Below are 15,681 nucleotides of genomic sequence, written 5' to 3'. Positions count from 1 at the left end.
GTCTGCATTTTGATCGCCAACAAGCGATTCGCTTCTCGGCTTAGGCAATAGTCTCGAAACCCGCCCAGTCGCGTTCTTTCGGCGCAATGCGCTGCGCTTATTGCGCCCTACGTTGTTGGCTCGACTTGTGCACGCGCGCGCCACGTCGCCGGCGGCAAGCCTACGTGCTTCTTGAATGCGCGATTGAACGCCGCCACGCTGTCGTATCCCACTTCGGTGGCGATGGTATCGATGCTGATATGGGAGGTGGTCAATTGTCGGCACGCGATATTCATGCGCCACTTTGCCAAATAAGCCATGGGGCTCTCGGCGAGACACGCGGTGAATCTTGCCGCGAAGCGTGAGGGCGACATCGCCACTTCGGCGGCCAAACGCGGCACGGTCCAATCTTGGCCAGGGCGCCTGTGCATCGCCGCGAGTGCACGACCGACGACGGGATCCTTGATACCGCGGAACCAGCCGACAGTGTTCTCTGGAGACTGTTCGAGATGGGCGCGGATTGACTCGGCGCACAGTACTTCCAACAGTCGCTCGACGACGAACGATTGACCGAAGCGTGCGCGCTCCAGCTCGGCGGCCAGCAACTGCGCGACGCCGGTCAAGTTGTGCAAGGACCCAGGACGACTGAGCTTGACGCGCAACACCGTCGGCAGTGCATCGAGCAGCGGGTTGAACCGCGTGTGTTGGAACGTGAATGCGCCGCACAGCAAAGCGGTACCAACGCCCACGTGCTCGGCTCGTTGCTGATTGACGCCGCCCGCCAACAGCGTCGCGATGTCCTGCGCCCGGATGGGTTTGCCCAGGGAGAGACGATGCGGCATGCCGCCGAAGCAAATCGCTAGTTCACCAGCCGTCAGCGTGAAGTGCTCCGCACCGTCAGGCCTTAACTCGCAATGACCAAACTCGACCAGATGGAACGCCACCACACGAGATCGGGGCGCGGCACGCATCAGCGCACCAAGTGTGTCGGCGCCAGGAATCGCGACCGCCCACGCGGGCGCATAGGATTCGCGCAGCAGCAAGCTGCCGCTGATTCGAAGCGATCGGAGCACATCATCCACAAGATCGGCGCTGGCGAGCATGACAGTCGTTTCTGCAAAGCATTTAGGTAGTTCAGTGATGGATACTACTGCATCGGGTTCCTATTCTGCACGCCTCAACGACGCCATAAGGAACCGAAAGTGATGTCAATGATTACCCCAGTTTGGACCATGATCGGTCTGGACGTTCTGATGATCGTCTATACCCTTTGGGTACTGTCCACCCACAAAACACTCGGCCGAATGGGCGCCGCGATCGCTGCAGCACTGCTCGGCTGGCTATTACTCTTGCATGTCGGCCTCAGCGGCGAACACCTGTTCCCAAGCGACATTTCAGGTCCGCCGTTTCTGGCCGTCATTGTCGGTGGCGTGGCCGGCGTCGGCGGATTGCTGTGGCTGATCACACCAATCCGAAAGCTGCTCCTCAGTCTCGATCAACGCCAACTCCTACTGCTCCAAGGCATCCGCGTATTCTTTGGGGCGGGATTCCTGGCACAAGCCAGTCTGGGGCACCTGCCACAAACCTTCGGCATCATCGATGGCATCACTCACATTGGCGCGGGCTTCTTCGGACTGGTCGCGGCGTTCTCAGTCGCCGCGGGCATCGATGGCAATCGCCGGGCGTGGTTTGCCAATCTGTTTGGGCTCGCCGACATTCTGATCGTTGCAAGCAGCCTCGCGTTGATTCTGCTGCCCGACATCGGCCCGCACCACAGCATGATGTATGCCGTGTTTCTGCCTGCCCCACTCTGGCTTTGGTTCCACTTGATATCCATTTGGAAGCTGATGGGACGGGTCGGAAGCTTGCGACAGCAGCATGCGCTTGCCTAAAGACCTCCAACAACGAATGCGAACCGAAGGCGAGCGCCGTCATCCTTCGCCCAATTGCTTGGCCACCTGAAACGAAACGACGACAAGCACGGTCGCTTCCATGTGCTGACACGGGAAGCGACCGCCTATCGGATCCTCTGGTTATCCTGTTAACTCAAGGCCAGCTTGATTCGCGGCTGAAGCCGCTCCCACCAGACCCACGGACTTGTAGGCCGCGGGCTATCGTGTCAGTCGCCTGGCGACTTCAGCACTTCAGCCCCAAACAGTTCGAACGAGCAAACGCTGCTTAACCTAGTGCGCAATGTTCCGGGGCAAGACCACCACAATGGTGGACTCAACTTGAACTTGGATGTTGTGCAAGCTGCCTGAAGCCATTTCATGCATCAAGGAATGCTCGATCGGCGTCAGCCGCGCTTCACGGTGACAGCCCCTGTTGTCGTCATCCTGGCGCAGCCGGGATCCAGAGCAATCTTGCGTCAAACGATCGATCTGGTGCTCCGTGCGCCATCGTTGCGAGCACGTCGCAAGATCGCCCTGGATCCCGGAATCCGCTGCGCGGCTTCCAGGATGACGACAATAGTGGCACCAGCTCCCAAACACTTTTGCTTCGTTCGGGCTGATAGAGGCGTTTTCACACAGCCTGTTCCCTTGGCACAGCAGAAGTTGGATCGTGGCAAACCGACAGGGGGCCAGGGCTGCTCTGAAAAGTTTGGCGGCGAAACAGCCCATTAATGACTTGTGCAGAATCTAGCGAGGACTTGTGTGATTCTTGAGCACCGCGTTCGGATGCGCTCCCTACTCGGTGCAGGTCAGACAGTCCAGGATCGACGTATTCAAACAACTCTTGGCCGGGCAATGCACAAACTACCGAGTCAGCAGAGCACCCGATGCTTCGAACTGACATCGCTTGCATCCGAAAGTCCCGCATGTTTTCCTCCCGCCACCCATTGCTGACATGACGGGATTCCTATGAACCATCCACCGCTCAGGCAGTTCCGAACATCCGGCTGGCTTTACATCTACCAGTACGCAACGATCCTCATCCTTTGTGGCATCCTCGCGCGCTTTATCGGCCCCTGGCCACTCTATTTGGGTCTCACTGCATGCCTGTATCTCTTCGCCCGCGCCAAGACGCGGCAGTCACGCTTGTTTGCGGACCGGGTCGAAGTACAGGTGGGCGTTCTATCGTCGCGGCAGATCACGCTGCATTTCAAAGACGTGATGTATCTGGTGATCGCCGATCGCACGCCCTGGCGCCAACTCGGGCTTGGGAGCGTGATCCTAGCTTTGGGCACTGAGGATGATGAGTGCGAAGGCATCATCAGTGTACCGGGCTACATGGAACTTGCTGAAGAAATACGTCGAATGATTGTTGCGACCGGCAGAGAAGACGTGCCGATGTATGTTGCGCGCTAGCGCGATTCGGCGCTGACGATCGCCATTGCAAGCCGGTATTGTGAAGTGCTCTCGCGAGTTCGAACCTCACCCCGGATCAAGTCCGGGGTGACGAATCGCGAGATTGAGCCCCACATGGAATAGTGCACGGGATTGCGGCACGGTTGCTAGGTCCGAAGGGCGCAATAAACGAAGTGCATTGCGCCGAACGGGTTGCCGAAGTCCAGCAATCAAATGCATGAAGACCGCTCGCAATTGAGGTTTCCCGCAATGCCCCAGAGCTTGCTCTGTCGCGATCTTGCGACGCAATGAGCTGCGCTTATCGTGCCCTACGTTGCTGCAACATAGTGTCTACCCGGTCCGAATCCTGCACTGTGTGTTGCATCGAGGCGAGCTTGATTCGCGGCTGAAGCCGCTCCCACAAGACTCGCGCACATGTAAGCGACGGGCCTGCAACGAGTCTTTCGCATCAACCTATCACTCGTTAGCGACGGGCCCCAATGTGACGCTATTCAAACGAATCCTTTAGCAAAACCGCCGTGCCGCGCGCTTTCAGCGTGATCGTGTGCACGGGCGCGATGCCCTGGGCGTTGGTAAACGTGATGGCGGTTTGTGCGGTCTGCGCGCCAAGGCTGGACGTCGTGGCAGTGAAGGAATAGGTATAGGTGCAACTTGCCCCTACGGCGAGCGAACCCGTGCACGTCGACACTGAGGAGAACGGGCTGGCGACGCTGCCGCCAACAAAACTGGTCAAGGCGGTGTCGCCGTCATTAAACACAGTCACCGGAACCGAAACTGTAGTGCCAAAATCGACGGTACCGAGATCCACCAATTCGGGCGACACCTGGGCGAGCGTTCCGACGGCTGTTCCGGTAAAAGCATAGGGCTGACTCTGATTGGCTCCAGGACGGGAAAACCCCATTGATGTCGATCCATTGAACTGACGGAGTTCATAAGGGCGAAGCCGGTAGTTGATCGCGCACGTCGACCCGACATCAGCAGTACTACTGGTACAGCCTACACCGCCGCCGATCGCTCCCGAGAAAGCGCCACCATCGCTACCAATCTCGCTGAACCCACCGCCTGCGTAGTTGATCTGAACGCCACTGGTGTTGGTGAACTTGATCGGCACGAGCGCCGACATGCCGAGCTTGACGCGTCCGAAATCAATGGCGATCGGGTGCACACTGACCACGCCTACCGTGTCTACCCCTACACCAGACACTTGAATCGAGTAATTCTCGCTGATGCTCAATCCGCTCAACGTTGCGGACAGACTCGTTTGATTGTTGATGGCGCCTAGCGCGCCTGGGATGAAGATGTAGTTGAAGTTGCACGTGGCGCCTGCAGCGAGCGAGCCGCCACAAGTGCCGCCAGCGCCGGTGAATCCATTGGCGACATTGAATCCGCCACCCGCAAAGTTGACCGTCGCCGAGCGCCGATTGGTGACTGTCACGGGGACCGTCACGCTCTGCCCGAGAAACGTGTCGCCAAAATCAATGGTTCGCGGCCATAGGTCCACAAGGGTACCCACACCTCGACCACGCACCAGAATCGGCACCAGCATTGAGCTGCCTCCAGCGGTGACACTCAAACTGGTCTGATCACTGACTTCAATGCCATTGTTGCTGCGCGGCCGAAACGAGTAGTTGAAGTTACAGGTGCCGCCTGCGGCTAGACTGCCACCACACGTACCGCCGCTGCCAACAAAGCCGACGCTGCCAGGCAAGCCACCGCCCGCGAACGTCATGGTACTGGTCGTGAGGTTCCTGACTGTGACTGGCACTACTTTCTGATCGCCGATGTTGATCTGACCGAAATCGATCTCGACCGGGCCTACATTGGCGACCGGTCGTTTCTCTGAAACCTGTGCATGCGCATTCGGCGCCATCACCAATGCTGCCAACGACGCCAAACCCAAGACGGTTACACGAATGGTCATGCCGCAACTCCGGATCAATCGGTAGGTGATCGCTCGTTTCCGGCTCGACGGAATCTGGGCAATGCCGGGACTGATTGAATCCCGCATTGCAACCATCTACCGATTCACAGCACAGCGAGGCGACTTCGAAACTGCCCGATGCCCGATCCGACTTTGCGGAGCGAGGCATCTGGTGCAGAAAACGGCGAGCGCGCTCAAATCGCACGCACAAGTGGTGGATGCCTCAGATTCACACCGACGTTCGGCGTACCAGGCGTGTTTCAAGCGGTCGAACTGTGATCCGGTTCCGCTTTTCGCAGCAGCCGATGCAGCTTGCACCAAATGGCGCCGAAGGGCGCAATACACAATGTGCATTGCGCCGAACGGGTTGCCACGGAAGATCGATCCAATCGCCGGAAAACGGGTTTCCGTTTGTGGTCTAGCGATACCCGCGAAACATGTCTCGTCGCGGTCTTGCGGCGCAGTGCGCTACGCCTATTGCGCCCTACGTTGTGGTACTACCCGCTACGAACTTCAGGCGTCCGACACTTTCTGCAGGGTATTGATACTGACGTGCGGCCATCGAATCAAACCGGGTTGGCCGTCAGCGCGCGGGAAGAAGTCGAGGAACACCACTTGCGAGTACTGCAGGCGAAGAATCGGTTTGCCAAAAGCGTCAGTCTGATTGAGCTCTTGAATCCAGAACGTCGAATGCATACGCGTGGCATTGGCTTGCTTCACGACAAACGGAATATTGTGAATGCCGCCGGTCGGGATGTCCGTGTCCACGTCGAGAATCGTGGTTCGCGCAATATCCACGCCCTGATTCGCAGCGGCCAGCAAGTCATTCGGGATGGCCGGGTCGAACAACCCTTCGAACTTTGCCGGACCATGAAACGCCTTGTAAGGACCAAGGTACGGGTTGTTGTCGATGTCTGGCGTGACGCCGATGGGCAATCCGCTGATCACCGGAATGTTGGGCGGTCCGTCGATGGTGCACGCCCGCCCCATCGCCAGCAATGAATCGCCATGGGGAATGGTCCCCAGCCGGGCAATGTCCAGGCCGTCCTGGGTTTCATTGATCATGTTCAACCACAGACCGGGCTCGAAGTGGATTGCGGCGCCGATTTTGCCCTGCAGATCACTCTTCGGTGCGTCAGCGACTGCGATCTGGTGAATGGTCTGTTGGTAGTCGAGCGCAATGACAAACTGATCGGCCTCATCGACCAAGTTCCGGCAACGCTCGATGCCTCGGTTCGGCACGCCGGAGTCAACGGTGCTGAACCGAAGCTCTTCATTGTATTGATTGAGCAACAGACGATAGTTGAACGGGAACGGCGAACCGGGCGGCGTCGCGAACGGCAGCGCGATCATGTTCCAACCGCGCCCAGGCAGATTGGGCAAATTCGCCCAGACTCCCGGAAGCAGTTTGAGTGGACCGAGAATCTCGGTCCCGGCAACAGCTTTGCTGACTTCGCGACCAACTGCTTGAACGTTCGCCAACCTGATCTTGTTCTGCATGACCGTCTCCAAGTGACCCAACCTGAATGCGTGCTGGCTCTGGCTAACTGGCGTCCTGGCGCAATAGCGTGCGGCAGACGACACCAGCTTCGAGGAGCGCAGTCCCAAAAGTGCCGAACGTGCCGCTGCGGCCCCCAAAACTCATGCGTTAATTGCGCATGTGACCATTTGCAGCGGCGGTCCGGCTCTAAGAGGTGGTGTCCGCTTGGCGGGATTCCTCTCAGGCGAATTCGCGCGGATGCGAGCCAGGGAACTTGGCAGGGTTGCGCCTCAAGTGTCGTCGCCCTGGCGCAATCTGCATTCCGATCGGTATTCTGCCAAGGCGGCACCCGGCCAATGACCCACCTCATCGCCGCGAATGGCGCATCGCACGATCACAGCCCAATGCCGCCCGATACCTCAATGCGCTGCCCGTTGATCCATCCGGCCGCATCCGACACAAGCACGGCAATCGCGCCGCCAATGTCATCTGGCAAGCCGACGCGGCCAAGCGCCGTTTGGCTCGCAATGGCCGCATTGAGCGCAGCATTGTCGCGAACCGCGCCGCCGCCAAAATCCGTTTCGATGGCGCCCGGCGCCAACGTGTTAACGCGAATACCGCGCGGCCCCAACTCCTTGGCCAGATAGCGAGTCAGTACTTCGACGCCGCCCTTCATAGCAGCGTATGCGGCGTAGCCAGGCAACGAAAACCGCGCCAGACCGCTCGAAATATTGACGATTCGACCGCCATCGGCAAGGTGCGGCAACAGCGCCTGCGTCAGCAGAAACGGCGCTTTCAGATGGGCCTGGTACATCTGATCGAGCTGCGCTTCGGTCGTATCGACGAACGCCGCATGGGCCCCCATGCCGGCGTTGTTGATCAAGTAGTTGAACCGCTGCTGCTGCCAGTGGGTCTCCAGACACTGTGACAAACGCTTCGTAAAATCAGCGAAGCCGGCACTGTTGGTGACATCGAGCTGCACCGCCTGTGCGCGTGCGCCAAGCTGTTCGATCTGCGCGACCACCGACTGCGCCTCATCCAGCCGACTGTGATACGTCAAGATCACATCAATGCCCTGCTTGGCCAGGTGCAAAGCGGTATTCCGACCAAGCCCTCGGCTGCCCCCTGTAATGACTGCGATGTTTCGGTTCATGTGTGTCTCCTGATCCCAGAAAAGACCCGTGATGGGTCGGAGTGGCTACGCTATCGTCAGTAAGATTGACAATAAATCGCGCCAGAACGACTAGACTGTTCGCTCAGGACGAACAATTGGAGCCGAACCATGAACCAACTGGAGGCCATGCGGATCTTTGTTCGTGTTGCCGAACTTGGCAGTTTCACCCAAGCCGCAGAGCGTATCGGCTTGCCCAAGGCGAGCGTTTCGGCCTCGGTGCAGCAACTCGAACAAGCGGTCGGCGCCCGACTTTTGCATCGGACGACTCGCAAAGTGCAGTTGACCCAGGACGGTCGTGCCTACTACGAGCGTTGCCTTGATCTGCTCGCCGAGTTCGGAGACCTGCAATCGATGTTCGAGCGCGAGGGTGCCGGCCTGACCGGGCGAATTCGATGCGACATGTCGGCCGGCATGGCGCGCAATATGGTGATCCCCAGGCTCCCGGAGTTTCTGAATTCGCACCCGAACTTGGACATTGAGTTGTCGAGTACGGATCGTCGCGTTGATCTGATCCGCGAAGGCTTCGATTGCGTGGTGCGAGTTGGCCAAATCGTTGATGACACGTTGATCGCCCGACCACTCGGCGCTTTTCCAATCCTGAACTGCGCGAGCCCCGCCTATGTACGCGCCCATGGCCATCCGGAGTCGCTCGCCGACCTGGTCCACCATCAGTTGATCCACTACGTGCCCGTGCTGGGCAGCAAATCAGAAGGCTTTGAGTACGTCGACCCGGACCGCGGCACTGTCCATGTAATCGACCTGCCAGGTCGCATCACCGTCAATAACTCCGAGGCTTACTTGGCCGCGTGCCTGGCAGGTTTTGGAATCATTCAAGCGCCTGACACCGGCGTTCGCGATTTGATCGCCTCCGGCCAGCTAGTGGAACTGCTGCCAACGTACCGAGCCGCCCCCATGGAGGTGAATCTCCTGTACGTGCAGCGTCGCCATGTCTCCAAACGAGTGCTCGCGTTCATGAACTGGCTGGCGTCGGTCCTGACGCCCGCGCTGCTGCCCGTGTCACAACTGAATTAGCCACTCGACGCCACCCACGCCCTAAGGGTCGCAGCCCGGTTGCGGGACACGGGCACCACACTCCCGTCTTTGAGCTGCGCTTCGTAGTTGCCATCAAGGCGCCGGGCAAATCGCCGCACTTGCAAGACATTCACCAAGTGACTGCGATGAACGCGGAGAAATCGCTCTGGTTCCAAGCGTTCGGCCAGACGATCCAGCGATACGTGCAGGAGATGCGGCTCGCCGCCCGCAAAAACCGCAGCATAGTCACCCGACGATTCGATCCGAATGATGTCCGCTACGGCAATGGGCACAATGGAACGGCCTGAGCGGGCGAACAAGCGACTCATAGGGCCCTTGCCGAGGGCTTCGGCCAATCGATCACCGGCAGCCACTGGCTCTCCCAAACTGGCGCGCACGCGCTCCAGTGTTCGGCCGAAGCGCTCGCTCCCAAAGGGCTTGAGTAGATAGTCCAGAGCGCCGAGTTCGAATGCGGCCAGGGCGTGCTCGGCAAACGCGGTCGTAAACACGACCCGCGGGCCCGGCGGCAAGTGGCGCAATACCTCAATACCACTCAGTCCAGGCATCTGGATATCAAGAAAGATCAACTCCGGCACCAATGTTTGGGTGCGCCGCACTGCATCGGCGCCATCGGCCGATTCACCGACTACAGTGATCCAGCTGATATCGGCCAACATCCGCCGCAGCCCCGCGCGCGCCAGCGGCTCATCATCGACGATCAGAGTGCGGACGCGCGCGCTGCTCACAGTGATTCCGCATCCGTCTGCAGCGGCACCGTCAGCTGCACCCGATAACCCTGCCCCACTTGACTGGTCACCGCGACGCTGGCCGCCGAGCCATACAGGACGCGCAGCTGATCGCGAAGGCGCTGCAAGCCGCCGGGTGTTGCCGGCCTTGCCTCGTCCCAACCCACGCCATCGTCCTGCACCGAAATTCGCAGACTCGATGAATCGGACTCAATCAGCAGACAAATCCGCGTGACAGTCATCGAAGGCGCCGCGCCGTGCCGAACCGCGTTCTCGATCAGGGTCTGGATGGCGAAAGAGGGAACGAGCGCTTCGGCAACCGCGTCCGGGCAGTCCACGGCAAATTCGAGGCGCGGTCCAAAACGCAGTGATTCGAGACTCAGGTACCGCTTCACAAAGGCCAGCTCGACTCTTAATGGACGCAACATCCGCGCTTCGTCCACGGCTTCGCGCAACACCTCCGCCAAGCCTTCGGCAGCCCGAACGGCCGCTTTGCTGTCGGTCTCGATCAATTGCACCACCGTGTGCAAGGCATTGAACAGAAAGTGTGGATGCAACTGACCACGCAGTGCCGCCAATTGCGCGCGTGCGGCCTGCACTTCAAGGGCGGCCACACGCGAGCTGGCATGTTCGGCATAGGATGCCGCCGCCACGATCAGGTACAGCAGCGCCCCGAGTGCGAAGTTCGACGCCAGACTCGGGCCCAACGTCAGCACCAACTTGTGATGGATGAGGCTCAGGGCGCTCAGGTTCAGTAGCACGAAGAGGCCGGCATAGACCAAGCTCGCCGCGCCATGCAAGAGCAGGAATCGACTTCGGAACGGATGCGGCCATGGAAAACGCCGGCAGAACCGACTGGCGACCCAACCCAGGATCGCAGCGAGCAGAACGAGACGGAAGGCCACCGCAAAAGCGTCGTGCCAGCCCGAGCCATGTGTCTGCATCATCATCACGGCAATCAGCACCGCAATCATCGCCCAAACGGCGCCCAACGCCCAGCGAGACGGCGTATGAATCATCGACAGCCACTCCCGACGCATCAATTACCACCAATCAAGACACGACTGAGCATGGCATTGCAAGCCGCGCCTGCGGCGCGATCATCAATTACCAGCCCCGGCACGGGTCGCCGTCATGGTCAGAACCGCCTCATCCCAGGTCTTCCCGCCATCTTCTGAACGATCCTGCTGGACACTGAACTGGTCCTTTTGAATATCGTGAAAACGTAAGCGGATCTGATGAACCGTGCCATCTAAATTGCGCCGCTCGCTGATCTGCCACATTTCCTGATTGCGCCATTCGGCGTTGCCAAGGTTGGTAACCACGCGCTGCACATCGACACTTGCTTGCTTCCACTTGCGCGAGCTTTGGTCGTAGATGCGCAAGGTCCGGACCCATCCGGCCGGATTGCCAGAGGCATCGGTGATTCGCAACTCGTCCTCAAGCCCCTGGCCGGCAAACGCGCGCTCGGCGTGCCAGGTTCCGAGCAGCTCAGGGGCGCCGTGAATCATGGCTGCCAGGGCATTGATCCGCGGATGCACGGTGAGCGTCCAGTCCCCAACCAGAAAGTCAAACTCGTGCGTCGGTGTGGCAGATGCGGCAGTCGCCGCCGGCGTCGTTTGGTGTTGGCTTTGGGCGGGCCAAGACACCAGGGTAGTGGCAACCAGCACCATCATTGTGATCAGGATTCTCATGGGTTCAACCTCCGTGTGGAGCGCCTAATTTGACACTCGCGTCAGGCGCTCAGGCAGCGCAATTCGCCGAGTGGTCGAAGCAAGCCGCTGAATCGCGTGTCGGGCCCGTCGGTTCCACCGAGCATAGTGACTGGCAATCACTCGGAGTCGGCATGGACACGCCCCATCAGGAATCATTACTCATCGACGCGCGCGATCTCGGTCGGCGCTATCCCAGTGCAGCCGGCGATGTCGTCGCACTCACAGGTGTCAGCTTCAGGATTTCACGCGGCGAATTTGTCGCAGTGGTTGGGGCATCGGGATCTGGGAAGTCCACGCTACTCCATTTGCTGGGTGGTTTGGATCGACCCTCATCTGGCGAACTTTGGGTGGCGGGCACCAATCTGGCCGCGCTGAGCGAGCAGGCGCTGACCCAATGGCGCGCCCGCCAAATCGGCTTCGTGTTTCAGTTCTTTCAGCTCTTGCCCACCTTGACGGTCTTGGAAAACGTCATGCTGCCCATGGCACTGCTCGGCGAATGGCCGCGTTCGTCGCATCGATCCCGGGCGCTGGCGCTGCTCGATCAGCTCGGTGTCAGTCATACGGCAGATCGGCTCCCTGGAACCCTTTCTGGCGGTCAGCAGCAACGCGTCGCCGTGGCACGAGCACTCGCCAATGAGCCGCCGCTGATTCTGGCAGACGAGCCCACCGGGAATCTGGATTCGCGAAACGCCACAACGCTCCTCGAACTGCTTGCCAGCCTTGCGGCAGCCGGTCGATCGGTCATTCTGGTAACGCACGAGCGCCATCACGTCCCTGGGGTTCAGCGCGTGCTCGCGCTCAGTGATGGCCGACTGCTGCCGAGCGACGCCACATGAACGCCCTGTTGCTCCGTAAGATTTGGCGCGATATGCAGCAATTTCGGGCTCGGACCGGGCTCGCGATCGCGGCGCTTGGTATTGCCTTGCTCGCGGCCGGGACCGTGCTCGCGGCGCTCGAGATCATGCAGCAGGCGATCAGCGAACAGTTTCTGCGTAGTCAGCCGGTGTCTGCGACCTTGCGCTTCGACCACGTTTCGCCCGAGCTGCTGGCGGCGGTACGCGCGCAACCAGAGATTGCCGCCGTGCGTGCGCGCCGAGTCTGGTCCACCACGGTGCACACCGAACAGGGCACGATCCCACTGCAGCTGTTTGCGTACCAGGATTGGACACCAACCGATCTTGGCCGCCTACAGCCGATACGTGGCAATTGGCCGCCGGCGCCAAACACGATCGTGCTCGAACAGTCCGCGCTGACCTTGCTAGCCGCCGATCAAGTCGAGACGTTGGAGGTCTTGGCGGCCACGTCAATGCGGCAGCTCACGATCAGCGGCGTGGCGCGCGATGTAGCCCTGGCGCCAGCGTGGATGGAACATGTCGCTTATGGTTTTGCCGACATCGAAACGCTGCAATCACTCGGCGCCGCGGGCGGATTCGATAGTCTGCAGTTTCGAGTTCGCGATCCGAACGCAACGCGCGCATCGGTGCGCGAGGTTGCCGCGACGATCAACCGGCTGGCGCATGAATTGGGCTTGACCCTGCGCGCGGTCGACGTACCTCAGCCGGGCGAACACATTCATGCTCGGCAAATGAATTCCCTGCTGCTCACGCAAGCCGCCTTTGGGATCGCGGCGATTGTCGCGGCGCTGTTTCTGTTCTACAACCTGACGACTGCGATGCTGGCCAGGGAGGCCCGTCAGATCGCGGTTTTGAAAACCATCGGCGCCGGGCCGACTACCATCCTGATGCTCTATCTGTGCGCATCGGCGACACAGGGTCTGCTCGCGGCGCTTTTGGTGCTGCCAGTGGTCGCTTACGCCGGCAGCGCCTATGGCGCGCTGAAGCTGTCAATGCTCAATTTCGATCCATCGATGGCCGCTCTGGCTTGGCGAACGCTCTTGCTACTGCTTGCCATCGGCGCACTGGCACCCATGCTTGCCAGCCTCGGACCCGTGCTGCGCACCTTGGGCGTCCCTGTACTAGCTGGCTTGCTGCAAGGCTCCGATGGTATCGGGCACGCCAGCTGGCGATTGCCAGGGCGTGCGCTGCTGCCGGTGCCAATGCGCTGGGCGCTTGATCAAGCGTTCCGACAACCGCGCCGGGCGCTCCTGAGTGTCCTCGGTCTCGGTTTGGGCGGGGCGATTTTTCTCGCGGCCGCAAGCGTGCGTGTGGCCGTGCAAGGCGCGGTCGATCATCTGTTCCGCAGTCAACGCTACGACGTCATGTTGTTGTGGTCCGAACCGCCGCCAACAACATTATTGGCGCAAGTCAGTGCAGACGTGCCGGCCGTCCTGAAGACTGAAGTCTGGTCGCGGAAGAGCGTCGCACTCACTGCTCAGGACGGTTTGATCGAACCCTCATTTCCGCTGCTCGGCATCCCGGCCAACTCCGAGATGCTCGCACTCAGCTTGAGCAGCGGCCGGATGCTGACCGCCGGATCAGCACGCGAACTCGTCGTCAGTCGCGCCTTGCAGATCGCGCAACCAACCTTGCGTGTGGGCGCTGAGGTCGTTCTCTTGGACACGGGTGCGGAACCCTGGCGGGTCATCGGAGCGTTCGATGCCGGGCCGCAGGCGATGGCGTATGCCCCGATCGCCACCGTGCAGCCCCTGTCTGGCGCGCGACTCAGTTTGCTCGTGCAAGGCCGCTCTCAGACTGCGACGGCGCAGTTGGCGATGATCCAGGCGCTGACCGACGCCTTTGGAAACGCCGGATGGACCGTCAGCTCGAGTCGGCGACCCGACGCAAATCGTGAGGCAATCGAGGACCATTTGTTGATGGTCCTCGACTTCCTTCGTGCGATGGGCGTCGTCATGTTGGTGGTCGCATGGTTCAATCTGACCGCAGTGATCAATCTTGGTGTGCTGGAACGTCAGCGCGAGATCGCCGTGCTGCGCGCAATCGGTGCAACGCCGACGCGGATCGGGCGACTGATCCTGCTCGAATCACTCAGCCTCGCATTGTTTGCCTGGGTGTTCTCAATTGCCGTGGCCTGGCCGGCCGCGACTTGGCTGGCACAGGCCTTCGGCCGGATCATGTTCACACTTCCAGCGGTGACGCTCGCCCCACTAAAGGATCTGTTGGCCTGGCTGTTCATTTGCACCATCGTTGCGTTTCTGGCGAGCCTTTGGCCAACCTGGCAGGCCAAGCGGCTATCCGTCGCTGAGGTCCTTCAGGGCGCTTGAGGTGCTCCGATCCGAATCTCGCGCTGGTGCGCCGGCGCACATCAAGGCGCCTGGCAACCGTGATGTGGGCCTTGATCGGCGCGGTACGGAAACGGCGCATGTTTCCCCGCTGTGCTGCCCGCACGGCAGTCGTCTGATCTTTAGACAGCTCCCGCTCGCAAGCGAGCGGGATTTGCTGGCAATCGCACTCAGGGCGGGGTCGGGCCGCGATATTGATGATCCAGGATTTCGAAGTCCCACAACTCCCGGCCAGTCTGCAGATCGGCCACAACCAGGCGCGTGCTGTGCTCTTGCCACTGCCCGTTGGTGCCCGCATGCGCAAAGGGTTGCTCGCGGAGAATCAACTGGCTGTTGCGAACCAGATAGGGCGCACGCGCATAGGGCGATGTGTAATGGCCCACCCGATTACCGTCCCGGTCATACACGGACCACGTATAGATCTGGCGCAGCGCGTCGTGAGGCTTGGCTTCAGGACTCAGTACGTGTCGGTCGTCGGCTGCCCGATACTGCTCCCCGGCAATACCAGGAATCCGCTCCGCGCCTTGCAAGGCAATCGTTGGCGCCACTGGCGGCGCGACGTCAGCGCGAACCGGTATCGCCAGTTGGCGGTTTTGGTGCGCCACCAAATCAAACGCACCGCTTGTCACGGTGACCGGATTGATGACCTCGTTGCCGCCGGCATCCAGCTCGACCATCGCCGCGCCGCGCAAAGCCCGGACCTCATGTCGCCAGTAAAAGCGCATGCCTTCTTCCGTGTCCTGCAACGTCGCCTCAAACCGCTGACCCGGCTGCGGAAAAAATGAAGCGGAGACCGGCTCTGGCAAATCGACACTGATGCGGTCGGCCACGTTGCCCGTATTGGGATCCATCAGCAACACGTTGGCAGACCCCGGCGCTTCGGCACGCGCCAGAGCGACTAGAAAACCATCAGCGACGCCGAGCGGGAATGCCTGCTCTGGACTCGTCCAGATCGACGTGCCATCGCTCAGTTGCAACTGCTGCGTGAAGCCGTTTCGATTGGCCGCGAACGCCAATCCAGTCTCGGTATCCACCAACACGCCGGGACTAAGCACCAGCGGTGCGGCCTGACTCGCTTCCGCCATCGCCAATAGCGCAATCAACAGAACCTTTCGTTTCATCGTCTT

The 15,681-nt window shown here is 60.3% G+C and carries 13 protein-coding genes; 5 read left to right on the top strand and 8 right to left on the bottom strand.

What is annotated here, in order from left to right; all coding sequences use genetic code 11:
* Positions 1-107: 107 nt before the first annotated feature.
* Entirely contained in the window at positions 108-1,082 is a 975-nt protein-coding gene (locus C7S18_RS04045; RefSeq protein WP_106890343.1) for an AraC family transcriptional regulator, read from the bottom strand.
* Positions 1,083-1,184: 102 nt separating this feature from the next.
* On the opposite strand from C7S18_RS04045, the gene C7S18_RS04040 reads away from it, so the two are divergent.
* A complete protein-coding gene (locus C7S18_RS04040; protein ID WP_146151743.1) occupies positions 1,185-1,871 on the top strand; it encodes a hypothetical protein in 687 nt (228 codons plus the stop codon).
* Between the two features lie 969 nt (positions 1,872-2,840).
* Positions 2,841-3,287 carry a hypothetical protein gene (locus C7S18_RS04030; RefSeq protein WP_106890340.1) on the top strand — a complete coding sequence of 149 codons (447 nt, stop codon included), beginning with the start codon at positions 2,841-2,843 and terminating at the stop codon, positions 3,285-3,287.
* Between the two features lie 487 nt (positions 3,288-3,774).
* On the opposite strand, the gene C7S18_RS04025 is transcribed toward C7S18_RS04030, so the two are convergent.
* From C7S18_RS04025 to C7S18_RS04015, 3 genes are all read right to left on the bottom strand, one after another.
* Complete coding sequence (locus C7S18_RS04025; RefSeq protein WP_170113095.1) at positions 3,775-5,208, bottom strand: choice-of-anchor D domain-containing protein; 1,434 nt, start codon at positions 5,206-5,208, stop codon at positions 3,775-3,777.
* Between the two features lie 513 nt (positions 5,209-5,721).
* Positions 5,722-6,708, bottom strand: a complete 987-nt coding sequence (locus C7S18_RS04020; RefSeq protein WP_106890338.1) for a heme-binding protein — start codon at positions 6,706-6,708, stop codon at positions 5,722-5,724.
* Positions 6,709-7,082: 374 nt separating this feature from the next.
* The gene (locus C7S18_RS04015) at positions 7,083-7,841 is read right to left on the bottom strand and encodes an SDR family NAD(P)-dependent oxidoreductase (protein ID WP_106890337.1); all 759 of its coding nucleotides are present in this window, start codon (positions 7,839-7,841) and stop codon (positions 7,083-7,085) included.
* 129 nt (positions 7,842-7,970) lie between these two features.
* Between C7S18_RS04015 and C7S18_RS04010 the strand changes: the two genes are divergently transcribed.
* On the top strand, positions 7,971-8,894 hold the full coding sequence (locus C7S18_RS04010) for a LysR family transcriptional regulator (RefSeq protein WP_106890336.1): 924 nt from the start codon (positions 7,971-7,973) through the stop codon (positions 8,892-8,894).
* Here the strand turns inward: C7S18_RS04010 and C7S18_RS04005 are convergent.
* The 3 genes from C7S18_RS04005 to C7S18_RS03995 form a co-directional block, all read right to left on the bottom strand.
* On the bottom strand, positions 8,891-9,640 hold the full coding sequence (locus C7S18_RS04005) for a LytR/AlgR family response regulator transcription factor (RefSeq protein ID WP_106890335.1): 750 nt from the start codon (positions 9,638-9,640) through the stop codon (positions 8,891-8,893). The genes C7S18_RS04010 and C7S18_RS04005 overlap by 4 nt on opposite strands.
* Entirely contained in the window at positions 9,637-10,659 is a 1,023-nt protein-coding gene (locus tag C7S18_RS04000; RefSeq protein ID WP_170113094.1) for a sensor histidine kinase, read from the bottom strand. The genes C7S18_RS04005 and C7S18_RS04000 overlap by 4 nt, the downstream gene beginning before the upstream one ends.
* 84 nt (positions 10,660-10,743) lie before the next feature.
* On the bottom strand, positions 10,744-11,334 hold the full coding sequence (locus C7S18_RS03995; RefSeq protein ID WP_106890333.1) for a hypothetical protein: 591 nt from the start codon (positions 11,332-11,334) through the stop codon (positions 10,744-10,746).
* Positions 11,335-11,486: 152 nt separating this feature from the next.
* Here C7S18_RS03995 and C7S18_RS03990 point away from each other — a divergent pair, with 152 nt between their 5' ends.
* Both C7S18_RS03990 and C7S18_RS03985 read left to right on the top strand, forming a co-directional pair.
* On the top strand, positions 11,487-12,191 hold the full coding sequence (locus C7S18_RS03990; RefSeq protein ID WP_106890332.1) for an ABC transporter ATP-binding protein: 705 nt from the start codon (positions 11,487-11,489) through the stop codon (positions 12,189-12,191).
* Positions 12,188-14,536, top strand: a complete 2,349-nt coding sequence (locus C7S18_RS03985) for an ABC transporter permease (protein WP_106890331.1) — start codon at positions 12,188-12,190, stop codon at positions 14,534-14,536. The genes C7S18_RS03990 and C7S18_RS03985 overlap by 4 nt, the downstream gene beginning before the upstream one ends.
* A gap of 188 nt (positions 14,537-14,724) precedes the next feature.
* Here C7S18_RS03985 and C7S18_RS03980 read toward each other — a convergent pair whose 3' ends face one another.
* Complete coding sequence (locus C7S18_RS03980) at positions 14,725-15,675, bottom strand: hypothetical protein (RefSeq protein ID WP_146151742.1); 951 nt, start codon at positions 15,673-15,675, stop codon at positions 14,725-14,727.
* Positions 15,676-15,681 lie beyond the last annotated feature (6 nt).

The organism is Ahniella affigens, assembly GCF_003015185.1.
In the GTDB taxonomy this organism is placed as follows: Bacteria; Pseudomonadota; Gammaproteobacteria; order Xanthomonadales; family Ahniellaceae; genus Ahniella; species Ahniella affigens.
Note: the sequence above shows the minus strand (reverse complement) of the source record. Positions and strands in the feature narration are given on the sequence as shown.